At 36.4% G+C, this 25,244-nt stretch carries 24 protein-coding genes; 18 read left to right on the top strand and 6 right to left on the bottom strand.

Annotated features, from left to right (window positions below):
* Window positions 1–4: 4 nt before the first annotated feature.
* From LU301_RS03430 to LU301_RS03465, 8 genes are all read left to right on the top strand, one after another.
* Window positions 5–757 (top strand): hypothetical protein, encoded by a 753-nt coding sequence (locus LU301_RS03430; RefSeq protein ID WP_305272548.1) that lies wholly within the window; start codon window positions 5–7, stop codon window positions 755–757.
* Between the two features lie 27 nt (window positions 758–784).
* Window positions 785–1,243, top strand: coding sequence for a PIN domain-containing protein (locus tag LU301_RS03435; protein WP_305272550.1), 459 nt, complete (start codon window positions 785–787; stop codon window positions 1,241–1,243).
* Complete coding sequence (locus LU301_RS03440) at window positions 1,233–1,451, top strand: hypothetical protein (RefSeq protein ID WP_305272552.1); 219 nt, start codon at window positions 1,233–1,235, stop codon at window positions 1,449–1,451. The genes LU301_RS03435 and LU301_RS03440 overlap by 11 nt, the downstream gene beginning before the upstream one ends.
* A complete protein-coding gene (gene trpB / locus LU301_RS03445; RefSeq protein WP_305272554.1) occupies window positions 1,451–2,668 on the top strand; it encodes a tryptophan synthase subunit beta in 1,218 nt (405 codons plus the stop codon). The genes LU301_RS03440 and trpB overlap by 1 nt, the downstream gene beginning before the upstream one ends.
* A gap of 111 nt (window positions 2,669–2,779) precedes the next feature.
* A complete protein-coding gene (locus LU301_RS03450) occupies window positions 2,780–3,091 on the top strand; it encodes a hypothetical protein (RefSeq protein WP_305272557.1) in 312 nt (103 codons plus the stop codon).
* 231 nt (window positions 3,092–3,322) lie between these two features.
* The gene (locus tag LU301_RS03455; RefSeq protein WP_305272559.1) at window positions 3,323–5,176 is read left to right on the top strand and encodes an ABC transporter ATP-binding protein; all 1,854 of its coding nucleotides are present in this window, start codon (window positions 3,323–3,325) and stop codon (window positions 5,174–5,176) included.
* A 204-nt stretch (window positions 5,177–5,380) separates the two neighbouring features.
* The gene (locus tag LU301_RS03460) at window positions 5,381–7,018 is read left to right on the top strand and encodes a chemotaxis protein (protein WP_305272562.1); all 1,638 of its coding nucleotides are present in this window, start codon (window positions 5,381–5,383) and stop codon (window positions 7,016–7,018) included.
* Between the two features lie 296 nt (window positions 7,019–7,314).
* A complete protein-coding gene (locus LU301_RS03465) occupies window positions 7,315–8,160 on the top strand; it encodes a hypothetical protein (protein ID WP_305272564.1) in 846 nt (281 codons plus the stop codon).
* A gap of 109 nt (window positions 8,161–8,269) precedes the next feature.
* Here the strand turns inward: LU301_RS03465 and LU301_RS03470 are convergent, their stop codons facing one another.
* Entirely contained in the window at window positions 8,270–10,411 is a 2,142-nt protein-coding gene (locus LU301_RS03470; protein WP_370692221.1) for a TonB-dependent siderophore receptor, read from the bottom strand.
* A gap of 144 nt (window positions 10,412–10,555) precedes the next feature.
* Here LU301_RS03470 and LU301_RS03475 point away from each other — a divergent pair, with 144 nt between their 5' ends.
* The 7 genes from LU301_RS03475 to LU301_RS03505 all read left to right on the top strand — a co-directional run bounded on the left by LU301_RS03475 (window position 10,556) and on the right by LU301_RS03505 (window position 17,435).
* Complete coding sequence (locus LU301_RS03475; protein ID WP_370692236.1) at window positions 10,556–11,050, top strand: DUF3465 domain-containing protein; 495 nt, start codon at window positions 10,556–10,558, stop codon at window positions 11,048–11,050.
* A gap of 191 nt (window positions 11,051–11,241) precedes the next feature.
* A complete protein-coding gene (locus LU301_RS03480) occupies window positions 11,242–12,474 on the top strand; it encodes an RCC1 domain-containing protein (protein WP_305272568.1) in 1,233 nt (410 codons plus the stop codon).
* A gap of 217 nt (window positions 12,475–12,691) precedes the next feature.
* A complete protein-coding gene (locus LU301_RS03485) occupies window positions 12,692–13,525 on the top strand; it encodes a CorC family transporter (protein ID WP_305272569.1) in 834 nt (277 codons plus the stop codon).
* 5 nt (window positions 13,526–13,530) lie between these two features.
* Entirely contained in the window at window positions 13,531–15,045 is a 1,515-nt protein-coding gene (lnt, locus tag LU301_RS03490) for an apolipoprotein N-acyltransferase (protein WP_305272570.1), read from the top strand.
* 332 nt (window positions 15,046–15,377) lie between these two features.
* Window positions 15,378–16,757: a Do family serine endopeptidase gene (locus LU301_RS03495; protein WP_370692222.1), complete on the top strand. Its 1,380-nt coding sequence runs from the start codon at window positions 15,378–15,380 to the stop codon at window positions 16,755–16,757.
* Between the two features lie 146 nt (window positions 16,758–16,903).
* Complete coding sequence (locus tag LU301_RS03500) at window positions 16,904–17,122, top strand: type II toxin-antitoxin system HicA family toxin (RefSeq protein WP_305273938.1); 219 nt, start codon at window positions 16,904–16,906, stop codon at window positions 17,120–17,122.
* Window positions 17,103–17,435 (top strand): type II toxin-antitoxin system HicB family antitoxin, encoded by a 333-nt coding sequence (locus LU301_RS03505; RefSeq protein ID WP_305272572.1) that lies wholly within the window; start codon window positions 17,103–17,105, stop codon window positions 17,433–17,435. Before LU301_RS03500 ends, LU301_RS03505 begins: the two co-directional genes overlap by 20 nt.
* Window positions 17,436–17,473: 38 nt before the next feature.
* Here the strand turns inward: LU301_RS03505 and LU301_RS03510 are convergent, their stop codons facing one another.
* A complete protein-coding gene (locus LU301_RS03510) occupies window positions 17,474–18,262 on the bottom strand; it encodes a TrmH family RNA methyltransferase (protein ID WP_305272573.1) in 789 nt (262 codons plus the stop codon).
* A 60-nt stretch (window positions 18,263–18,322) separates the two neighbouring features.
* Window positions 18,323–19,303 (bottom strand): class 1 fructose-bisphosphatase, encoded by a 981-nt coding sequence (locus tag LU301_RS03515; RefSeq protein ID WP_305272574.1) that lies wholly within the window; start codon window positions 19,301–19,303, stop codon window positions 18,323–18,325.
* Window positions 19,304–19,478: 175 nt separating this feature from the next.
* Between LU301_RS03515 and LU301_RS03520 the strand changes: the two genes are divergently transcribed.
* Window positions 19,479–19,661 (top strand): NF038105 family protein, encoded by a 183-nt coding sequence (locus tag LU301_RS03520; RefSeq protein ID WP_305272575.1) that lies wholly within the window; start codon window positions 19,479–19,481, stop codon window positions 19,659–19,661.
* 232 nt (window positions 19,662–19,893) lie between these two features.
* Here LU301_RS03520 and LU301_RS03525 read toward each other — a convergent pair whose 3' ends face one another.
* Both LU301_RS03525 and LU301_RS03530 read right to left on the bottom strand, forming a co-directional pair.
* Entirely contained in the window at window positions 19,894–20,754 is an 861-nt protein-coding gene (locus LU301_RS03525; RefSeq protein WP_305272576.1) for a LysR family transcriptional regulator, read from the bottom strand.
* 14 nt (window positions 20,755–20,768) lie between these two features.
* Window positions 20,769–21,470 carry a DUF6988 family protein gene (locus LU301_RS03530; RefSeq protein WP_305272577.1) on the bottom strand — a complete coding sequence of 234 codons (702 nt, stop codon included), beginning with the start codon at window positions 21,468–21,470 and terminating at the stop codon, window positions 20,769–20,771.
* A 187-nt stretch (window positions 21,471–21,657) separates the two neighbouring features.
* Between LU301_RS03530 and LU301_RS03535 the strand changes: the two genes are divergently transcribed.
* Together LU301_RS03535 and LU301_RS03540 are read left to right on the top strand one after the other, a co-directional pair.
* Window positions 21,658–22,665, top strand: coding sequence for an LLM class flavin-dependent oxidoreductase (locus tag LU301_RS03535; protein ID WP_305272579.1), 1,008 nt, complete (start codon window positions 21,658–21,660; stop codon window positions 22,663–22,665).
* 164 nt (window positions 22,666–22,829) lie between these two features.
* Entirely contained in the window at window positions 22,830–23,891 is a 1,062-nt protein-coding gene (locus LU301_RS03540) for an NADH:flavin oxidoreductase/NADH oxidase (protein ID WP_305272581.1), read from the top strand.
* A gap of 163 nt (window positions 23,892–24,054) precedes the next feature.
* On the opposite strand, the gene LU301_RS03545 is transcribed toward LU301_RS03540, so the two are convergent.
* Window positions 24,055–25,044, bottom strand: a complete 990-nt coding sequence (locus tag LU301_RS03545; RefSeq protein ID WP_305272583.1) for an NAD-dependent epimerase/dehydratase family protein — start codon at window positions 25,042–25,044, stop codon at window positions 24,055–24,057.
* Between the last annotated feature and the right edge of the window lie 200 nt (window positions 25,045–25,244).

Genomic DNA, 25,244 nt, shown 5'->3' on the forward strand with positions numbered 1-25,244 from the left:
AAATATGACATTTGCACAATTTGATCTTCAAAAAGATGCAACACCTGCGGTAAAAAAATTATTGACCGAGCATTATGGTGCAAAATTTGATAAGAAAAAACAATGTCATATTTATGATTTTACTGCTTATGCTGAATATGGTGCAGAAAAACAACCTTATTGTGTTCGTGTGGTTGCTGCAGATTTTAAATTATTCAATCAAATCCCAACACTATATTTAGCCGTTGCAGGTGATACCATTGAAGAAGCAAGCCGTGTTGATACTGGTTTAGGTGGATTATTTATCTTACAAAGAAAAGAAAAAGATTGGCATATTATCGCTAAAAATCCTTATATTGCCAGTGGCGGTGCAGGTCGTAGTCAAATGACGGATTATAAACTCATCGAAATTGGGCAACATAAATATGCTTGGCTTGGTGAAGAATGTGCAAGCGGTGCAGGTGGAGAAAGCAGTTGCCAAACTAATGTTTATGCACCGATTGCCAAAAAAATTGCGTTAATTGCGGAAATTGAAAGCCATCATAGTTATGAGTTTTCCAGTGGTGATGAATATCTTGATGATAATGCCCAAATCAATATTTTAAAAAATCAGCCTGTGGTGAATGGCTATTATCCTATTTCAGTGAAGGTAAAAACTGAAACTGGCAAATTTAATCGTCAAGGTCAAAAAGTTAAACCACAAATTAAACATCATCAATATAAAATGATATTTGATGTGAAAACGCAAAAATTTGTTGAAGTAAAAGAAAAAAAGTAATTATAAACTGTATTTTGAGAGAATTATATGGGTAATTTATATACACCATTGGTTTATTTAGATAATTGTATGTTTAACCGCCCTTTTGATGAACAAGGAAATATACGCATACGATTAGAAACCGAAGCGAAACTATATATTCAAGCAATGATAAAAAATAAAGAATTATCATTAGTTTGGTCATACATATTAGATTATGAAAATGATAAAAATCCGTTTTTTGAGAGAAAATTTGCGATTGAACAATGGTTAGATTTATCAACAATCATCATTGAGCAATGTCCAGAAATTATTGAATATGCTCAACGACTTGTAGAGCAAAATATAAAAATCAAAGATGCTCTACACGTTGCTTGTACAGTTCAAGCAAAAGCTCATTATTTTTTATCAACCGATGATAAATTACTGAAAAAATTAGCGTATAATACAGACATTCGAGCTTTAAACCCAATCAATTTTATACAGGAGTTAGCAGATGATTACTGATAATGAACTTCGTGTAACGGGTATGCAAAGCCTGATTCATGCACTTGGCGAAGTACAAGCAGAGCGATTTATTACATTGATTAGACGAGATAATTTTGATTATACTGAATGGCAGAGAACTTTGTTTAATGAATGTAGTGATATTGAACAATTTAGCCAAAATGCACAAGATTTTTTTGAAAAAAAGATGAACCGTAGGGGTCTATAATGACAGCAATCGATTTTAGCCAATATCCTGATAAAACAGGACATTTTGGGATTCACGGTGGACGATTTGTATCGGAAACTTTAATGGACGCATTGCAAAGTTTAGAAAAATTGTATTTTTCAATGCGTGATAATGCCGAATTTCGTGCCGAATTTGACCGAGATTTAGCCTATTATGTGGGGCGTCCAAGTCCATTGTATTTTGCTGAACGTTGGACTCAGCAGTTAGGCGGTGCAAAAATTTATCTCAAACGAGAAGATTTAAACCATACTGGCTCGCACAAAGTGAATAATACTATTGGACAAGCTCTACTTGCCAAATTATCGGGCAAAAAACGTATTATTGCGGAAACAGGTGCAGGGCAACACGGCGTAGCAACTGCAACCATCGCTGCTCGTTTGGGCTTAGAATGTGTGGTTTATATGGGTGCGGAAGATGTCAAACGCCAAGCAATGAATGTATATCGTATGCGTTTGTTGGGTGCGACTGTTGTGCCTGTGGAAAGTGGTTCAAAAACACTCAAAGATGCCATGAATGAAGCCATGCGAGATTGGGTAACCAATGTTGATAGCACTTATTATGTGATTGGTACGGCGGCAGGTCCGCACCCTTATCCGCAGTTGGTGCGTGATTTCCAATCGATTATTGGGCGTGAAGCCAAGCAACAAATTTTACAAGCCGAAGGGCGTTTACCTGATGCGTTGGTGGCGTGTGTAGGTGGTGGCTCGAATGCGATTGGTTTATTCTACCCATTTTTAAATGATGAAACTGTGAAAATGTATGGTGTAGAAGCTGGTGGTTTGGGTATCGAAACAGGTAAACACTCTGCACCGCTCAATGCAGGTCATGTTGGTGTATTGCATGGTAATCGTACTTATTTGATGAGTGATGAACAAGGGCAAATTATTGAAACCCATAGTATTTCTGCTGGTTTAGACTATCCTGGTGTTGGCCCTGAACACAGTTTCTTAAAAGATACTGGACGTGTCAATTATGTGCCGATTAATGATGATGAAGCCTTACAAGGTTTCCGTGATTTAACCCGCATTGAAGGAATTATTCCTGCATTGGAAAGTTCTCATGCGATGGCGTATGTGACTAAACTTGCTCCGACTATGTCAAAAGATGAAATTATTATTGTCAATGTTTCTGGACGTGGCGATAAAGATTTACATACCGTGATGAAAGTTGATGGGATTGAGCCGGTGAATATTTAACCTTGAATTGTTAAATCAAGTGATAAAATAGATTTAGTCGTACAACGCTTTGACAAAGCGTGGTTTTATTGGGTGAATTGAGTTGTCGGTCTGGCATTGATGCCCGACCTAATGGCAATTTCTTTCAGGAACCTGAAAAATAAATGGAGCAGTAAACAATGCAAATTATCCCAAACACGTTTGTCATTAAAAGAGATACCGCAATTACACGATGTAGATAAAGAAACATTAGACGATATTTGTGAAAATATTGTATTTCATTTTTGTAACGTATTAGACGGTTCAAAGGCGATTAATGCAGATAATGCTAATGTTCATCTGTGTTTTACGCCTGATAATGGCAAAACATTGATTACACATGAAGGTGGCGGTTGGTCGCATGAATATGTGTTTGGCGGAATATCGGAACTTGAAGATGAATGAATGTTTTTTCAGGCAGCCTGAAAGGAAAAAATGTCCAATCAACCCGAAGTTCGCCCACATCTGCGTGCGTTTACGCTAGGATTTGTGCATTAAGCCTGTTAATTTTTAATCCTTAAATTTCAATAGATTAATTCTAAACCGAGTTTATAACTCGGTTTTTTTGTACGTTATGGTATTGTCATAATTAAAAAAATGCTATAATACTAAAGTTTTATTATTGATGTTAGTCATATGAATTTTATCTTCCAATTTTTTGAAAAGCGTTTAAATCCTTATCCTGAAAATCACATTCCACTACCTAGAGATAGCATGATTAAATTTCTGTGGGCGTGTACCTATGGTTTGCGTAAATGGTTATTTCTATTGATGTTTTTAACTGCAGGTGTAGGTATTTATGAAGCAATGCTCTATAAATGGGTAGGGGATTTAGTTGATTGGTTAGGGCATTATACTCCTGCTGAATTGTGGCAACAGCATGGTACAACCATATGGCTGATGGCGGGAGTATTGTTGATTAGTCCATTTTGGGTGGGATTAAATTCATTAATTCATTTCCAAGTTTTACAAGGTGTATTTCCTATGCAAATGCGTTGGCGTTTTCATAAGGCAATGCTTGGTCAATCGATACAATTTTATCAAGATGAATTTTCAGGGCGAGTATCAGCAAAAGTTATGCAGACCGCATTAGCGGTACGTGAAACCATTATGACATTGGCAAATATGATGGTTTATGTCAGTGTTTACTTTATCACTACAGGTGTAATTTTATTTAATTTAGATGGATTACTATTAATACCTTTTGTTGCATGGCTAATTTTATTTATTGTCGTACTTAAATTTTTTATTCCACGTTTACAGAAGGCAGCTATTACACAGGCAGATGCACGAGCTTTGATGACAGGACGTATTACCGATGCTTATGCTAATATTAATACTGTTAAATTATTTAGTCATTCTCGCCGTGAGTTGAGCTATGCTAAGGACGCTATGCAACAATTTATGCACACCGTACATGGGCAAATGCGTTGGGTGAGTGTGTTAGAAGTGGTCAATCATAGTATGAGTGTACTATTGGTGGGTGGTACGGCGGTCATAGGTTTATATTTATGGTCGCAGGGAAATGCAACGGCAGGAGCGTTAGCAGTAGCGATGGCGATGGCATTACGGTTAAATGGTTTAACGCATTGGATTATGTGGCAAACGGCAAGTTTATTTGAAAATTTTGGTACAGTACAAGATGGTATGCGTACTTTAGCCACACCACAAACAGTAATTGATTGTGAGAATGCTCATACATTAAATGTACAACAGGGAAAAATTGATTTTAATAGTGTAGATTTTAGTTATTTAAATGCACAAGGTCAGCAGGAAAATTTACTTAATCAATTTTGTTTGAATATTAAAGCAGGCGAAAAAATTGGTTTGATTGGGCAATCTGGGGCAGGGAAATCGACTTTAGTGAATTTATTATTACGCTTTTATGATATTCAAGGTGGACAAATTTTGGTTGATGGGCAAAATATCGCACAAGTCAGTCAAGAGAGTTTACGTCAGAATATTGGTATGGTTACGCAAGATACATCATTATTACATCGTACCATTCGTGAAAATATTGCGTATGGTCGCCCTGATGCAACTGATGATGAAATTATTCAAGCCGCTAAACAAGCTCAAGCATGGGATTTTATCCAGCAATTATCTGATAATCAAGGTAATACAGGTTTAGATACACAAGTTGGTGAGCGTGGGGTAAAATTGTCTGGCGGACAGCGTCAGCGTATTGCGATTGCTCGTGTGATGTTGAAAAATGCACCTATTTTACTGCTTGATGAAGCAACCAGTGCATTAGATAGTGAAGTGGAACACGCTATTACCGAAAGTTTAACACAAATGATGCAGGGTAAAACGGTCATTGCCATTGCCCATCGTTTATCTACTATTGCAGAATTAGACCGTTTGGTCGTATTGGAGCGTGGGCAAATTGTTGAGCAAGGTAGCCATGATGAATTATTAGCTCAAAATGGTGTCTATGCACGTTTATGGCAACGACAAACAGGCGGTTTTTTGGGTGATGTCAATGAATAAATAGGATGAGATCGGATATGAATTTGTGGATATTTGCTCTTTATCGAGAAAATAATTTACAAATAATCTGACAATCGATGAGCCTAAATTATGACAATTACTGGAAAATGTGATACAATTCTCTAGTATATGATGGATTTTTGATAACCATACAGTATCAAATGATTTAACAAAGTAACAGACCTAAAATATTGGGGAGTTTATATGTCTTATTCAACCGCTCATCATTTTGACCCAACAGCGTTATTAATGATTAAAGGTGAAGTCGAACAATCAATTAATGCGGTAGAATCAACCGTAAATGCTTTAGTGGAAGAGCAATCACTCCCATTTGCTATTGATGATGCTTTACATCAAATTGAGCAATGTGGTCGTGTTTTAGATTTAATTGATTTGCCAAATATTGGTAAAATTGCCCAATATTGTGCAGAATTAATGCGTCAAATTATTCAAAATCCTCAAAATTTAAAAATGCGTGAAGTGGAAGCATTAAGTGAAGGAACATCAATTTTAAAACGCTATATGGAATTTGCAACTTTAAATGAAGTTGATGCACCTATTCTATTACTAGACAGTTTAAACCGCTTAGAGTTAGCACTTAATAAACCCTTAACAACAGAAGCTACTGAAAGTTTAGTACATGTACAGCAATTACCTATATTTAATTTGCCAACTGTGGCGAGTGTTGAAAAATCAGATTATGTACATCAACTTTATAAAGTAAGTTTGAATGCATTTTTAGTACAACGTGTGAATGCAACTGATATACAAGCAATGAAAATTGCAGGTCAATATTTAGCATATTTTGCACAAGGTACAGCAAGTGAGCAATATTGGGGGCTAGTAAATCTTGCTTTAGCACAATTGGCTGAAAACTACTTAACGGATGTTCGTTTACGTACTTTAATTGCGGTTGAGCGTAATATTGCAACTTTCTTAGAAAATCCTAACTTTACGGCGACTGAGCAAGATATGTTTGCCATATTAACCATGATTTTAGGTCAAGAGGGTGAAGTGAACCAAGCTTTACGCCAGCAATTAGGTGTGGCAGAGACAGTCATTAGTACAGATGAATTACGTACATTGGCTAGTAAATTATATGCACCAAATAGCCGTACTATTCATGATGTAGCAGATTTATTGCGTGAAGAAATTAACCATATCCGCCGTGAAATTGAATATAATTACAATAGTTTATCTTCTGAACAAATTGCCGAAGTACAACAGCGTATGTTTGCGGTAGTTCGAGTCTTGCAAGTATTAAATTTACATGATGTCGCTGAAAAATTTAACCAACAAGCACAGAAAGTTGTACCAAATAATCATGTTGAATTACAAAGTGATTTATTTGCCCAAGCTTTAATGGATAGTGTATTAACAGTTACTAATGGTTTAGGCTTATTAGAGCGTCAATATACATCGAGTCGTTTGCAGTTAGGTATATTTAATACTGAAATCGTATTAGACCAAGTTGATAAAGCTCATGAAACATTATTGGCTGAAAGTAAGTTAGATATTACTCATACCATTCAAAAGATGAATGATTATGTAGAACAACCATCTAACGAAATATTGGTCGAAATCATTGAGAAATTGCGTGAACTTTCAGGTGCTTGTTTATTCTTGTCGCAAGAGTTTGGGCAACAAGCATTATTAAATGGTGCTAAATTCTTAGCATTGACAATAGAAACTGAACAGAAAGTTTCTGCACAGCAAATGAATTTATTGCTTGAAGTATTGGCAGCAGTTGATTTATTTATTGATAATTCATTAAATAAACAGCCCGTTTTACAACATACTTTTGATTATGCCTTAGAAAGTAGTAAGCGTTTAATGGCTTAATCGTCAAATATAGATATTAAATAAAAGGCGGATAATGGCATATTATCTGCCTTTTGCGCATAAGGGATTTTAGGAAGTAATATATTCAACTCAATTCAAATGTGAGCAGTAGTGGCGAATAATATTCGCCAAATAAATACAAGTTTTACACAGGGCAAATGTGATTTACCCTTACAAGTCTATATCAATTTTTAGGTTGGGTTAGTATATTATTTTTTGTAAAAATTCATATATCACCGTAGAATTTTAGGTATTATTAGAGAATGGTTATCATCATATTTAAGGAGTTAAAAATCATGAAACCAGTATTAAAAGTTACTGCGCTTGCGGTGTTATCGAGTACCATTTTATCAGCCTGTGCCACAGATGCCGTTCTTGGCTCGAGGGCTCGTTCTCATAGTGAAACAGTAACGATTTTAAAAGATGAAGTCTATGCTTTGGGCAAACCAACGCAAGCGATTGCGAATTTTCCGCACGCTTTGGCATTGGCAGGGAAACAGAATGACTATTTGATTACGTCAGCAGAAAATGACCCTGCGATTGTGGAAAAATTATTTACAAGTTTTGATACCAAGTCATTATTACTGTTTGGTCATAGCGATAAACCTTTAAAAGTGATTGATAAAGATTGGTTCGATACCACATCTATGGGTACTTGGCGTACTGAATTTAAGATAGATAGCAATATTCAACGTAAAAAGCAAGCAAATCAGAGTTTTGAGCAATCTGGGGTAGATAGTGCCGTACGAGTGATTTTTGCGAAACCAGCAAATAAAGTGACAAAACAGGAAAAAGCCAATTTACAACAATATGGCTTTCAATGTATTACTGATAGATTAACAATTGTGTCCCATGCTTATCACACACCTGATAAATATGTAGATGATCCGACCGTTTATACCGTATGTGCCCGTTCAACTAAAATTCATTTAACCGCGGTGAAAAAGACCATTAATAATGCTCAATTAACACACAAATTAAATCGTCCACGTGTGATTGAAGTGACCTATCAAACGAAGCATTCTCGTGGTGTCGCTGGAAATTTGTACAATGTAGGATTGATTGCGATGTTACCTGTAGCATTGGCATTTGATATTGCAACTTTCCCTGTGCAAGCCATTGTATGTATGGGTGGTTGCTAATTTTGATTAAATATTGCAGTGAGTTGAATAACTCAAGCGATAAAAATACCCCAAAGGTTAGATGTTTAACTTTTGGGGTTTGGTTTATAGATAGTTTATATGGTACGGATTAGAATTTCCAAGTCATTGATAATGAAGCATTGATTGGTTCGCCTGCTTGAATCCATTTATCACTATAACTTGCGATATAATAATCTTTATTCAGTAAATTATTGATATTTAATTGATAACGCACACGCTCAGATGGAGCATAATAACCATGAGCATTGACTAAAGTATAGCTTGGTAGGGTAAAACCATCATCTTCAGGATTACCACTACGGTCGCCCATATAAATTACGCTACCACCAACACCTGCTTTACGCTCACCATCTTGTAAAAATTCGTAATTTGTTGTTAAAGTGCCACTATGTTTAGCAACATTACTTAGTCTTGCACCTTTTGGTAGGCGTAAATCTTCTTCAACTTGTGCATCGATATAAGCATAATTGGCTACAATATTCCATTGGTCATTGATATTATAATTTACATCAAGCTCAAGTCCACGACTGCTGACTTTACCTGCGGTTTCATTATAATTTGTTGTAGAGTTCCAAACTAACACATTACGTTTATCAGCATTGAATAGGGCAATACCTAATAAACCACGTTGATTAAATTTATATTTTGCACCAATTTCATAATTTGTACCTTTTTCAGGTTCAAAAGTATTGCCTTGAGCATCTAAACGGCTATTCATGGCAAATGCTTTAGAATAGTTGGCATAGACCGATACATCATCATTAAATTTATAATTTACGCCTAAACGTGGGCTAAGTTGATGATGATTTTTTGATGATGTTGTTACAGGATATTGTTGAGCATTATAATTATCAAAATGCTGTTTCACATAATCAAAACGTAAACCTGCTAATAGGCTGAAGTTATCATTAAAGAACATTTGGTCTTGAACATTTAAACCAAGATAACGTTGTTGCTCGGTAAAATGTTCATTTTCATTGGCTGAAGTAAGTTGGTATACATTATTATGATAAACTTGCTGACCTTTGCGAATATCGATAGGATTTAGGTATAAACCATTTCTTAAATCGGGGTTACGGCGTAATAAATGTTGTTTATATTCAAGCTGACCGACTTCGGCTGAAAGCAAAATATCATGTTTTGCCCAGTTGCTGTGCACCGTGCCTAAAACATCAGTTTGAGCCATAATATCGGTACTTTCGTTTTCACGATGGCGGCGGAAACGTGTTAAAGTGGTATTATCAGCCAACATACGGCGTGGTTCAGTTGATGTTCCTTCAAGCGTACTGTGTTTATAATTAATTGCTGAATTGGTTTTCCAATTATTGCTCAATTGATGAGCTAAGCGTAATTGTAAAAATTCACTTTTGAGTGTATTGACATCATCAGGTTCACCTGTAAAGGTACTTTTATCCATAACCAATTGTTGATTGACTGCTGTTAAGCCACGGTCAAATAAACCTTTACGATGTAAAAATTCACTATCAAAATCAAGAGTGGTTTGGTCAGAAATATTCCAAGTGAGTTGTGGAGAAATAAACCAATGTTTACTATATACATAATCACGGAATGATTTATTATCTTCACCTGCAACCGCAATACGATAAGCGATTTGGTCGTTAATTGGTGCAGTATGTTCTAAACTTAAGCGATATTTTTCATCAGTATTGGCACGTGCATTGATGATACTTTCTTTATGCCATTTGGGTTTTTTAGTGGTTACATTGAGCAAACCACCCACTTCGCCACGTCCATAAATTGAACCTGCGCCACCTTTGGCAAAATCTAAACTTTCAACATTGACCATTTCTTTTGGTGTGTTAATACCACGACTCGCACCTAAACCATTACGAATCGTTACCGCTCCCATATCTGGGTCGGTGTTAAAGCCACGAAATGAGTAATTATCCCAAAAACCACCGCCATAATCTGTTTGACGGAAGACGCCACTGGCAAAATCAATCGCATCATCAACTTTTTGAATATCATTTTGCTTTAAACTTTGGCTATCGACTAAGCTACGAGAAAATGGAATATCTAAAACATCATGTGAAAATTTAGTGGCTGATGTATTTTGCGATAAACTTTCAGTTTGTTGCTGAGCAATAACTTCAATAATTTCAAGCTGTTGTGTTGGCGTAGTATCAGCAACTTGAGCAAATACTGTTGGGCTAATTACAGCTAGAATCGAAATTAATAGAGGAGAAAATTTCATTAAATCATATCTCAAAATAAAGATGTTATAATATATCATTATAATAATAGATATGCTATCTACTTCTATAGTTATTTGATAATAACTTGTTGAAATAATGTCCATATTGCATATCTAAGTAATAATTTATACAATAAGCCTTTTAATTCATTTTGAGTTATTATGAATAAGTTTTCTATATTAAGCTTGATAGGGGTGATGTTACCTTTAACAGCTTGTTTTAATGATAAACCTGTGGAACAAACACCACAGCAAATGCCTAAAACAACGGTTCAACAGCCACAAACCAAGTCGAAACAGGTAACTGAACCTACACAAGACGAGTCGATTAAAATTGCGGATGCGTTTCAGCAACGTAAAAGTGATGTACAAGTTTATAGTAAAGGTAAAGTGATTGCAATTTTACCTGATGATAATCAAGGCTCACGCCATCAAAAGTTTATTTTAAAGCTGAATAATGGTATTACGGTGTTGGTTGCTCATAATATTGACCTTGCACCACGTATTCAAAATTTGCGTAAAGGAGATATGGTTGAGTTTTATGGCGAATATGAATATAGTGATAAAGGCGGTGTGATTCATTGGACACACCACGACCCACAAAAACGCCATGTGGGCGGTTGGTTAAAACATGAAGGGCAAACTTATCAATAAACTAGAGAGATAGAGAACATCATATTGTATATTTACTAAATAAGGTTATACCATTCTCAACTTAAATTTGTAACTTATTGATATCACTTAAATCATTTAAATTTGTACGGGCGAATTGCAATTCGCCCCTACACAGAATCAATTACTTACAATGAGTTGAGAATGACGTTAAGGTGATAAGGAGCTATTTTATGAAAGCAACAATGAAAGATGTGTTTTGTTTAAAATCAAAGAGAGCATTGTCAGCTCTTTTTTTGTGTTTGTCTTTAACTGCGTGTAATGACTACCCTGTTGCAAATATGCCAGATGAACCTTTAGCTCAACCTTTAGAGTTGATAATAGAGCCGAAAAAAGTAGCAATGACGGATACTTGGGCAGCAGGGATTAAAGATGATGGTACACTTTGGACTTGGGGCAGTGGAGGCGGAAAAATTCGTAAAACTACAACAGGTAAACCAGAAGATCCAACGCCAATGCAGGTTGCAGGTGTAGATGATGCAGTTGCCATTTCAGGTGGTAGTAGTCATATGCTCTTATTAAAAAAAGATGGTACAGTATGGGGTTGGGGTAGTAACAGTCATGGTACAATAGATCCCAATGATAAAGCATATGCGATATATGAATTAAAAAAAATAGAAGGCTTACCTGAGATAGTTTCAATTAGTGCAGGTTCTGATCACTCATTTTTTATTGATAAAAAAGGTGATGTTTATGTAATAGGTTCAAATAAAACAGGTTTAATGAATGGTGTAGATGAACCTATTAAAGTACCTTTGAAATTGGATAAACTTAATCAAATTGTTGAAATTTATAATGAAGGTGGTATTGTTTTGGCTTTAAATAGTCAAGGTGAAGTTTATACAACAGGTAGTTCGACTTATAGTTTAGGGCGAGAAGTAAAGATAACAAAGGATAAAAATATTCATTATTATCCTGCTGAAAAAGTAAATCTTCCAAGAAAAGCGGTTGATATAGCCGTTACAGGCATAGGCTGTATGGCGTTGTTAGATAATGGCGAAGTATGGGTATGGGGTAATAGTTCATTAGCAGGTTTAGGTTTACCTAAAGGAGAAGCTCCTGATTTTCCAATTAAGCACCCTGATTTAAAGAGAATTGTCAATATAGGCGACCGTTCTGCGGTTGATGTTGATGGTAATTTATATATGTGGGGGGAAGTTGGTTATGGTAATCCTGATGCTCCGTCTTCTAAGATTTATCGTCGCCCTGTAAAAATTGCAGAAAATGTAAATCCTACGATGTTGATTCATGGTAATAATGTTTCAGCAGTTCTAGATAAACAAGGTCATTTATATACATGGGGTTGGGATAAATATGGTCAATTAGGTACAGGTCAATTACCAGGTAAAGAAGTAAGTAAAAAAGAGGTAATGACCTTACATAAATCGCTATTTACAACACATTAATCTTATTGGTAAATTATTTGGTGAGAAAATTTTGATTAAAGTATATTAAGCTTAGGTATAATCGCTAATAATTTAAACAAAAATTGTAAAAATGACTTGATTATTTGTGTGTAGAATAGCATATTAATAGAGTGTAAGGAATATTGATTTTGCTCTCTTTTGCAAATTGATGTTTTTTATGCTCTAAGGTATTTTGAAATAAATTTGGTATAAGATTATGAGTGATGACGCTACGTCATGGGGAATGCGTGGTTTACGCAAATGGTTAGGAACAGCACCTGAAACACGTGATGAACTATTAAAATTAGTTCAACAGTCAGCACGTTTTTTAGAAGCAGACACCGTAGAAATGCTAGAAGGTGTACTGGATTTACCAGCGACTAAAGTCAAAGAAGTGATGACCCCACGTCCCAGTATGGTAAGCTTACAGGAAGATGATAATCTAAAAGATGCTTTACAGACTTTAATTGAGTCTGCTCATTCTCGTTTTCCTGTATTTTCAGCGGAAAATCCTGATACAGTGGTGGGGATTTTACTTGCCAAAGATTTATTACCATTTATTTTAAATCCTAATCAAGGATTGGAAATTAAGCATTTATTACGTCAGCCAATTTTTATTCCTGAAAGTGCTAGAACTGACCAAGTATTACGTACACTTAAAAACACACAAACGCATATCGCTATTGTTGTTGATGAATATGGTTCAACAGCAGGTCTGATTACGCTTGAAGATATTTTAGAAGAAATTGTTGGCGAAATTGAAGATGAACATGATGAAGCCAATGAAGAGGCTAGTTTGATTGTGAAAGATAAAATATATGACAATGTCTGGTTAGTGCAAGCCTTAACGCCTATTGAATTTTTTAATGAAACCTTAGATACGCAATTTTCCGATGAAGAAGTGGAAACAATGGGTGGATTATTACTACAGGAAATTGGTTTTGTAAGTGATTTACAAGGGCAGAGTATTGAATTGGCAGGCTGGAAATTTAGCATTGAACAAGCGGATACACGCACCATTCAATTAATTCGTGCTGAAAAATTAGAGTAAAGCACATGGCAAAAAATATACACTATACCAGTCCAAGCCAAAAAAACAAAAAACAACCAATGGCTATGATATGGGCGATTATGTTGGTAATATTGGCTGGAGCAATGTTTAGTTTTGCATTAGCCCCTTATCATTATTGGTATTTAGCGATTATTTCGCCAGCCTTACTCTATTTTTGTGTACAAGACCGAACACCAAAGCAAGCCTTAATTTTAGGTTGGATTTATGGTTTTGCGTTATGGTTTGTTGGGGCATTTTGGCTTTATACATCGATTCATATTTATGGACATATTTCATCGCCTATTGCAGTGTTGATGGTTGCTGTGATGGCACTATTGATGGCAATATTTTCAGCAGTACAACTTTATATCTATCGTAAATTTTTTCCACAAACACCTTTAACTTTTGCACCTGTTTGGGTACTATTTGAATGGTTGAAAACATGGTTCTTAACAGGGTTTCCTTGGTTATTCGTTGGTTATGCCTTTACTGAACGCTTTTTTGATGCATATGCACCTGTTTTTGGAGTGTTGGGTGTATCATTTGCGGTGGTATTTATGGCTTGTGCATTGGTGCATTTGTGTAAAAAACAATGGTTTTGGGCGGTGCCAAGTGTGGTTATGTTACTATTGACTTGGGGATTATCACAGCTTAATTTTGTGGAACAAAAAAATGAAAAACCATTGAGTGTATCACTTATTCAAGGGAATATCGATCAAAATGTGAAATGGGACGAACAATATTTTTTTAAAACATTGGCAATTTATAGTGATTTAAGCGAAAAAGAATGGGGTAGAGATTTAATTGTTTGGCCTGAATCTGCGATTCCTGCATTTCAAACAGATGTACAACCTTTTTTACAAGGCGTTGGTGACGTTGCGAAACAAAGTAAAACAGCATGGTTAGTTGGTATTTTTTATCGTGATGTCAATACTGAACAAAAATATAATGGGTTGATTTCATTGGGTGCCGATACATCAGGCGTGTATTTAAAACAGCGTTTGGTTCCTTTTGGGGAATATATTCCATTATCAGGTTTATTGTATTGGATATTACCTGAAGCACAAAAAGATGTTGCTAATGGGCAATTATCGGCAGGACCAGCTGGGCAATTACCGATTAAAGTTAAAAACCGTGATTTAGCTGTTGCAATTTGTTATGAAGTTGCGTATCCAAATATTACTCGTGCTAATGCCATCAAAAGTGATGCTTTAATGACGATTTCTAATGATGCATGGTTTACAGGAACGGCAGGTCCATGGCAACATTTACAAATGGTGCAAATGCGAGCTAAAGAAAATGGACGGTGGTTCATTCGTGCAACGAATACGGGTGTTACCGCCATTATCAATCATCATGGGAAAATTGTGCAACAAGTTCCACAGGATGTGGCAATAGTATTACGTGGTGAATTACCAAGTATGACGGGTAGAACGTGGTATAATCGTTTTGGTGATTATCCGATTTTGGTGATTGTGGCGTTATTATTGTTATTAAGTTTGCGTTATCGTCCAAAATAGTGGAATATTTTAATATAGTCAATTCAGTTCAAATTCAAAATTAAACAGTAGGGGCGAATTATATTCGCCCAAGTAATTGATTTTACAAAGGGGTTTATGTAATAAACCCTTACATTTATTGTATTATTCTGATATAAATGATATGAAGGAATTGCAAGATGAACCTATACAAAAATCAATCATTAAATAGATATTTCATTGAATTATTTAAGTATAATGATAATTATTATAAATAAAATAGCAAAAAATTACATGATTTAACTGAAAAATTCATTAAAAAGCAAATTCTAATTGCATAATAAGATTTTGATATAAAATTTAGGTAACATGATATGCAATATTTAGTTCGTCATTTCGCTAAAAATACAATATATGGGGCAGTTTTAGGGCTTACTGCAATGCAAGCTACTGCATCAAGTGTGGATTTTTCACCATTAGTAGAGCGTGTGAGTCCTGCGGTAGTTAGTGTTAATGTAGTGAAAACAACAAATCCAAGTGAAGAATTACAAATTCCGCCACAATTACGCCGTTATTTTGAATATCATTATAATATCCCACAACATAAAGAAGAAAGTAGTTATGGTAGTGCATTTTTTATCAGTCAAGATGGATATTTATTGACCAATCATCATGTGGTTGATGGGGCATCACATATCAGTATTATTTTAAATGACCGCCGTGAGATTGATGCTAAACTAATTGGTAGTGATAAGCGTACTGATATTGCCTTACTTAAGGTTGAAGGAACAAATTATCCATCTTTAACTATGGGTAAAATGGATACGCTGAAAGTCGGTGAACCTGTATTGGCAATAGGTTCTCCGTTTGGTTTTGATTATTCGGCATCGGCAGGGATTGTTAGTGCTAAATCACGCACGATGTCAAGTGAAGCAAGTGTACCATTTATTCAAACTGATGTTGCTTTAAATCCCGGAAACTCAGGAGGACCTTTATTTAATCGTCAGGGTGAAGTGATTGGGGTAAATTCTCGTATATTTAGTGGTACAGGCGGTTATATGGGCTTATCATTTTCTGTACCGATTGATGTGGCGATGGACGTGGCTCAACATTTAAAACAGACAGGACGTGTTTCTCGGGCGTATTTAGGAGTTAATTTGCAAGATGTGGATCGTCATTTAGCGGAAAGTTACCAATTTAGTAAACCAAAAGGGTCAATTATTACTCAAGTTGCTAAAAATTCTCCTGCACAATTGGCAGGACTCAAAACTGGTGATGTGATTTTAACTTATAATGGGCATGAGATTGCACATACGACAGAATTAATGGATTATTTGTATCGAGCACGTCCTAATCAAATGATTAAACTCGATATTTTACGTCAAGGTAGAGTACAATCTGTTGATTTAAAATTAGAAACATCACCTGATGATACCCCACAACAACGTCCTAAAGCTATGAATCATTCATCACAAGATACCCAAGTTCTAGGTATGATTATTCGTGAGTTGTCATTAAAAGAACGTCAGCGATTAAATCTCAATGGTGTAGTAGTGTTTGATTTAACACAATCAGGTTTAGCGAGTAAAGCAGGTTTATTACCACAAGATTTAATTACACATATTAATGATGAAAGTGTACAGTCTGTTGCTGAATTTGTAAGTAAAATCAAACGATTAGAAAGAAATAATGTGGTACGTTTAACTGTTGTTCGTCAAGGCGAAGTAGCTATTTTGGCGTTGCGGTTGAAATAGTATTTTGAATAAGATTTGATATAAAAGAGATATTATGGTACTATTTTTTAATACCATATACTGAGTATGATAATGCAACGTAAACATCTCAAACACTTCAAGCGATTTATCATCGTCCGATATTAGGAACGATTAAATGGTCTGATATTGAAGCATTGTTTATCTCATTAGGTGCAATGATTATGGAGCGTGAAGGCTCTCGAGTTGCGATTATTTTATTTGGCGAAGTTAAAGTATTTCATCGACCGCACCCCAGTCCTGATACAGATAAAGGGGCTGTAAAATCAGTTAAGCAGTGGTTAGAATTACATGGTATTACGCCTAATGATATATTGGAAGAAAGTCATGAATACCTTAAACATTAATGGTCATACAGCAATTATTGCTTATGATGCAGAAATTGATATGTTTCGTGGAGAATTTATTGGTTTAAACGGTGGTGCTGATTTTTATGCTCGCGATGTAGATACCCTACATAAAGAAGCAAAATTATCATTAGAAACCTTTTTACAAGTATGTGAAGAACAAGGTATTGAACCTGTAAAAGAATATTCTGGAAAGTTTAATACACGCATTGACCCTGAATTACACCGTGAATTGGCAATATTATCTGCGATACAAGGGTGCAGTATTAATGAAATTGTTAATCGGGCGATTCGCAATGAAGTAAGGGCTTAATCTAAACTTTGTTATTAACGAGCTAATGGTCTATAAAATTAGCTCGTTAATCTCTGTCTTACCATTTCAAATAAACAAATTGAGCCTGCAACTGCAACATTTAATGATTCTTGTCCACCGGGTTGGGGGATATTGACCGCTTGAGCATGGCATAAAACATCATCAGTTACCCCTTGTCCTTCATTACCTAAAATCCACACTATAGGTGAGCGTAAATCTTGTTGATAGATACTATTTGAATTTTGTAAGCTAGTAGCTAAAACAGGAATACTAAAATGAGATAGAATACACGTTAAATCTACATTTTCAAAACATTGTAAGGCAAAATGTGCTCCCATACCTGCACGCACCACACGAGGCGACCATAAAGATGCTGTGCCTTGACTACAAATAATTTGTTTAATTCCTGCGGCGGCAGCTGAACGTAATAATGTACCGACATTACCAGGGTCTTGTACATTTTCTAAAATAAGAGTATCTTTATCATATTGAATTTCATTAAGATTTTTTTGATGATGAGTTGTATCAATAATGGCTAAACAAGCAAGGGAAGTCCCTAAGTTACTGAACTCTTTATATAACTGTTGTGAAATAATAAAAATTTGTCCACGATATTGCTGTTGAATACGTTGGAAATCATCATGTTCTAAAGCATTTTCTGTAGTAAAAATTGATAACAAAGGAGACTGTTCTAAATAGGCTAAAGCAAGATGTGTGCCTTCAATCACACTTTGTTGATGTTTTTTACGATAATGTTGATGCTCAATTAATGAGCGTAAATGTTTAATTTTACTATTATCTTTTGATTCTAAATAAATAATTGACATGATGTATCCATAGATAAAATCAAGCGTTGATAGAACATTTCAACGCTTGATTTAACTTTATTATGCTTGAGTATGATAACTTACCACTAAATCAACTTCATTTTTTGCACCTAAAACGACAGGCACACGCTCATGAATTTCTGTGGGTTGAATCGTCATGATACGTAAACGTGCAGTAGATGATTCACCACCAGCTTGTTCAATTAAGAAACTCATTGGATTTGCTTCATAAAGTAAACGTAAACGCCCTTTACGATTCGCCGATTTGGTATCATAAGGGTACATAAAAATACCACCACGACATAAGATACGGTGTACATCGCCCACCATACAGCCAACCCAACGCATATTAAAATCTTTACCACGCACTGAAGTTTTACCTGCTAATAATTCTTCAACATAACGCTGTACAGGTGCTTCCCAATGACGTTGATTTGAGCTATTAATTGCAAACTCTTGTGTATCTGTATCAATTTTAACTTGTTCTGCTGTTAAAATAAATTGTTTAGTTTCAATATCTAAAGTAAAAATATCAACACCTTGCCCCGTGGTTAATGCTAACATGGTTGATGGACCATAGAGTACATAACCTGCAGCAACTTGTTGTGTTCCCATTTGCAGAAAATCTTCAGCTTGTGCAGGGTGGTTTATTGCTGGTAAAACCGAAAAAATCGTACCCACAGCCATATTAATATCTAAATTACTTGAACCATCTAAAGGGTCGAATAATACTAAATATTCGCCATTGTTTTGAGCTGGAGTGAAATCATCGAGTTCTTCTGATGCTAAACCTGCAACATTGGTGTGTTTTTTTAAGTTATTAATTAGTAAATCATTTGAAATGACATCTAGTTTCTTTTGGGTTTCACCTTGTACATTTTCTACACCGACATTACCTAATACACCTGCCAAAGCACCTTTTTGTAAAATAATATCAATTTGTTGGCAAGTTTGAGCGATACATTGTAAAACATTGGCTAGGGCAGTCGGAATATGTTGTTCACGTTGTTGTAAATACTGAGCAAGGCTGATTGATGACATAGGATTATCACTCCAAAAGATAAAGGGTATTTTTTAAAGTTATATTTTAAATCATAATCTCATAAATTAAAATCATTTTGCAAAAATATGTTAAAAATAGTCTATAAAATGCTTGCATATTTATTTTAATCAGGTTATTTTAAATCTATCTATCATGTTATAGAGGAGTTTAAAAATGAGTGTAAAAACATTTGATAAAGTACCAACACCAAGTGAGCCAATTACGGTAGAAATGGAACAAATTAGTGAAGAAAGCGTACAGCAAGCATGGCGAGATTATCAAGCTAAACCTGAATATAAAGAGTTTAATAAGCATGACATGATTGACAGTATGTTAGAGCAAAAGTCAGCAGAGTAGATTATAAAAAATTATCATTCATCATGATTTTTTTTGTAAAACAATGGAAATCATGATGAGTTTTTGATTATTATTTTATTTTGTCTCATATTGAATATCAGTATTCTCCCATTTAGATAAAGTATTTAAAATTGAAACATTCACTAAAATAATTCCAATACCTTGAATGGAATTCACGATATGCTTATTTCTTTCGCACATCTTTCATCATCTTAGCTACCAATTCTCTAATTCAGCAATGAGCAATGTCGTGGTGCGTGCGTTCATGCCAGCTCATTAGTATTGTAAAACCGTCTATATCAATGGGCGGTGTTTGCAGATGAACATTGGATAAAGTTTTGGCAAGCTGTTCTGGTAATACTGCTACCAAATCTGACTCTTGCAATAAAGATGGCAACAACAAAATATTATTTAAAGATACCATCACTCTGCGTTTTAATCCCAATTTTTGTAATGCCAAATCAGTCGCTCCACTAAACTCTCCGCCATTATAAGAAAACATTGCAAAGGGTAATTCACAAAATGTTTCTAAGGTTAATTGTTTATTTGCCATTGGGTGCGTTTTACTCATTGCACAAATATAGCGTTCATCATAAAGTTTTTGTTGGTACATATCAGGGGTTAAATTATAATGACTGACAAATGCCAAATCAATTTTATTTTGTTCAAACAAAGTTTTCACATTTTGCCCTTGTACAGGCAATAATGCCACTTGTACATTGGGAGCAAGCCGTCTTAATTTTAAAATAAGTGGCACAGCAATAATCGCCTGTACATAATCGGTTGCCCCAATCCGCAGTGTCATCGCCAAATGTTCAGGCTCTAAAATGGGTGGTTGTAACATTGAATTGACATCTTGCAAAATTTGCCGTGCGATTTTGCCAAGCTCTAATGCTCTATCGGTCGGCTGGACACCGTGTTGCACCCGCACAAATAAAGGGTCGTTAAAGCTCTCACGCAAGCGGTTTAAAATCCCACTCATGGCAGGCTGTGTCAGTGATAGCCTGTGAGCGGCACGACTGACGTTTTGCTCATCAAGCAGTACCACAAAGGCTTTGAGTAAGTTTAGGTCAAGTTTTCGTAAGTCGGTCATTATAACAGTTCTATTTATTTAAAATCGCCAACATTGTTAAAATAAAATTTATGCATAATTTCTGGAATTTGCATAGGTAAACAATCCAAATATAAATATTGCATACTTAATACTGATGACATCGTTTGCATTGATTGAGACATTGTCGCCAATAACATTGCATTTAATGCTTCTAGACCATTGGAATTTTGCAAAAGTTGGATCATTAATGGTTCGGGAAAACCTTCTTTTTTACGATTAAAAGCGTGTAACCCTGAATGAACATAAGAACAAGAATGTTTGAAATGCAAATCCTTAAAACTTTTTAATAAAACATAGGCTTTATTTGGAATAGCTTGATTTTGAACACCTTTTTCAATATCTTCTAGCATTACGGTAATTGTTGGCGTGATATTTTCAAATTGTTTCACATTTTGTTCTGTTAAGGGTTGTTGCAATTTATTGATGATTTTTTCTTTTGAACAATAATACAACCAAAAAGCCCTAATGGTTACTTCATATTGTAACCTTAATAAACTCGTTGCAGAAATAAATAATTCATTTTCTGCCAATCTGTGAATGGCTTGACCGTATTCTGATGAAATATCAAGCATTACCAAAACAGATAAAACACGATATTCATTATCCTCAGTAAAAGGAATGTCGCCAATACCGCTATATAGGGCTTGACAAAACTCATAAGATTTAGCTAAAAATACTCTAAAAGTTTGTGTCATCAGTTGTTTTTCCTAAAATTTCAAGTAATGATGCATTTGTGAAAAATATAATGTGAATATAGTATCCTTATTATTTATAGAAATCAAGTTATCATTTAAATTTATATCAAATTATAAAAATAATCAATTTGAAATAATATGATGATTCACTTATGATAGGTAAAATGAATGAAATAGGATAATTTTTGTGTCAAATCCCATCAAAATCCCCCAACTTTCCGCCCTAAACCTTGCCCCAATGCGTCAAGGACAAACCGCCAAAGATGCCATTGACGCTATGGTGCGATTGGCACAACATTTAGAACACCTTGATTTTAAACGTTTTTGGATTGCCGAACACCACAATATGCCCCATTTGGCAAGTTCTGCCACACAAATTCTCATCGCCCACACGCTTTCACAAACACAAAAAATCCGTGTCGGTAGCGGTGGCGTAATGCTCCCTAATCACAGCCCTTTGCAAGTTGCCGAACAGTACGGCACGCTTAAAACCTTGTATGGCGACAGGGTGGATTTGGGGCTTGGGCGAGCCCCTGGCACCGACCCAATGACCGCCCTTGCCCTACGGCGAGGCAGGCGAGATGTGTCTGATGAATTTTCCAGTGACATCAGTGAGTTACAACGCTACTTTGGCGATGACAGCGTACAAGGGCAAGTCAAAGCTTATCCTGCGATGGGTTTAAATGTACCTTTGTATATTTTGGGGTCAAGTACCGAAAGTGCGTATTTGGCAGGGCGACTTGGCTTGCCTTATGCCTTTGCTGCCCATTTTGCCCCACGAATGTTAGAGCTGGCGGTAGAGATTTATCGGCGTGAATTTAAACCGTCTGCTGTGTTAGATGCCCCTTATATGATGGTTTGTGTCAATGCGGTGGTGGCGGATACAGACGATGAAGCCCACTTTTTGCAAACAAGCCTTCAACAGCTCTTTTGGGATTTGGTGCGTGGTGTGTCTCGTGGCGTGTGTCCGCCTGTGGACGATATGGACGCACTTTGGTCGCCTAGCGAAAAACAGGCGGCAATGGCAATGCTGGCTGGTTCATTTGTGGGCGATAAGGCAAGCGTTAAACATCAACTGATTGATTTTCAAAATAGACTGAGTGTTGATGAGCTGATTTTAACCAATTATATTTTTGATGAAGACAAACAGCATTATGCTTATCAATTATTTAAAGAAATGGTTGATGAGTTGTAAGTGAAATAAAACACCGCTTGAATGGGGGCGGTGTTTTATTTTCAGGCTGCCTGAAAAACTTTAATTATCATTTTAAATAATACCCAATCATCAAAATTCTCAATTTCCCACAATATCCAAAATTTTATACAATAGCCCAAAATTTACCTAAGAGATTTAAAACAATGGCAAAAATCCGCAACCTTTTTACCCCCTTTTCTCTTAAAAATCTTGAACTCAAAAACCGCATTGTAATGCCCCCAATGTGCCAATATTCTGCCAAAGATGGTGTACCAAACGACTGGCATTTGGTGCATTACACCAGTCGTGCGGTGGGCGGTGTGGGACTCATTATCGTTGAGATGACCAATGTTGCCCCAAACGGTCGCATTAGCCCAAATTGCTTGGGATTATGGAACGATGAGCAACAACACGCCTTTAAAAAATTGGTGGACAGCGTTCACGCACAAGGGGCAAAAATCGGCATTCAAATTGCCCACGCAGGCAGAAAAGCCCAAGATGAGCCAAACGCCGTTGCCCCAAGTCCTATCCATTATGGTGAGCTTGACTATGCTGGGCAAAATCTCATCACACCAAGAGAATTGACCACAGCCGAAGTGAAAGACTTGGTACAAGCCTTTGCCGATTCAGTCAAACGAGCGGTGGAGGCAGGTTTTGATACCATTGAAATTCACGCTGCACACGGTTATTTGATTCATCAATTTTATTCGCCAAAATCCAATACTCGCACCGATGAATACGGTCAAGACAAAGCCTTGTTTGGTGTGGAAATTATTCAGGCAGCCAAAAAAGTGATGCCTGCCGATATGCCTTTAATCGTGCGAATTTCCGCCCAAGAATACGGCAAAGATGGTTTTGACAGCGATTATGGCGTAGCGATTGCCAAGCGATTTTCTGACGCAGGGGCAGATGTGTTTGATGTGAGTGGTGGTGGCGATGGCGTACTACACAAAGGCAATCACCCAGAATTTTATGCAGGCTATCAGGTGGATTTTGCCCGCAAAGTCAAACAGGCAACAGCCAAACCTGTGATTGCGGTGGGAATGCTTGATAATCCGTCTGTGGCTGACCATATTTTGGGTATTGGCGATGCCGATTTGGTGGCGGTGGGGCGTGGGCTTTTGCGAGACCCCTATTGGGTGTTAAACGCCCAATATCAGCAAAATGGGGCGGATAGCCAAGAAATGCAGTTTGTGCCAAGACAATATGTCAGAGGGTTTGCTTAATCAATGAGCCATTTTTAATCATCAAGCCGTTGTCAAATTGACTTTGGACAACGGCTTTTTATTAGGGTGTGTTGAACATTGATAACATTATTTGTAAAAACGCCATCGTTATTTCTAAATGATTTTCAATGTAAATAGTGTTATAAAAGGGGGTATGCCCTAATCAAATCAAGCTCAAAGCCGTCCGCTCAATCCCTTCCGACATACTTACCTTTGGCACATAGCCCAAAACTTCCCTAGCCTTATCAATGTTTAATACCATATCAAAATTCAATGCCCCCACGCTATACGCGGTCAAAATCGGCTCTTTTTTGGTCAATTTTGACAGGCTTTCTAACCCCACCGCTACAGAGTGCAAAATCGGATACGGCACGGCTTTGATTTTAAAATCCATTTGTAATTCATCAACAAACAATTTATCCAGCACCGCCCTTAACGCCATCGGCTCGCCATTAGTGATATTAAACGCCTGTCCGCTGACATCATTTGGCAAATCTGCACGACTGGCACACAGCATTGCCTCGACCACATTGTCAGCAAAAGTAAAATCCATCATTGCTTGTCCGCCACTGGGTAGGGGCAAAAACCCCTTTTGCTTGATGACTTTTAACAATCTGGGTATCAATACTTGGTCGTATTGCCCAAAAATAGCACGAGGGCGGAGCATTACATAGCGTGTTTTAGGAAATTGTTGTGTCAGTTGCACAATGGCGTTTTCACCTTGTGCTTTGGTGTGGGCATAGTGATTGACATAACGGCTTGGGCGATAAGTCTCTTGAATATCAATATGATGATGATAATCAAAGTACAAAGACGGTGTGGAAATATGCACAAAAGACGGCACGCCTGCTATGCCTGCTTGTGTGGCAAGGGTTTGGGTTGCTTTTACATTGACCGCATAAAATTCATCATACGCTCCCCAAGGTGATGATAATGCCGCACAATGCCATATTGTATCGGCTGTTGCTACTAAGTGATTGGGCAAGGCTTGCTTTGCCAAATCACAGGCATAAGTTTGACAACCCAAGGCGTTTAGTGTGTCCAGCACAGCTTGGTTTCGTCCCACGGCAATGACCTTAAACCCAAGTGCCAACGCCATATCACAAGCACTTCGCCCAAGCCCACTGGTTGCCCCTGTGATTAAAATATTCATTGATTACCTATTTATTTATAAAATACAGTCAATTGGTAGATGTCATAAATTAAACCTTAATTTTAGTTCGTAGGTTGGGTTTTTGTACGAAACCCAACATTTTAAGCTAAGCCTTGAATCTGTTGGGTATCGCTATCGCTCTACCCAACCTACGAGCTTTTTAATGGTTGAAACGGCTTTACAACAATAACATAAAAATG

Source organism: Moraxella sp. ZY210820, from assembly GCF_030674635.1.
In the GTDB taxonomy this organism is placed as follows: Bacteria; Pseudomonadota; Gammaproteobacteria; order Pseudomonadales; family Moraxellaceae; genus Acinetobacter.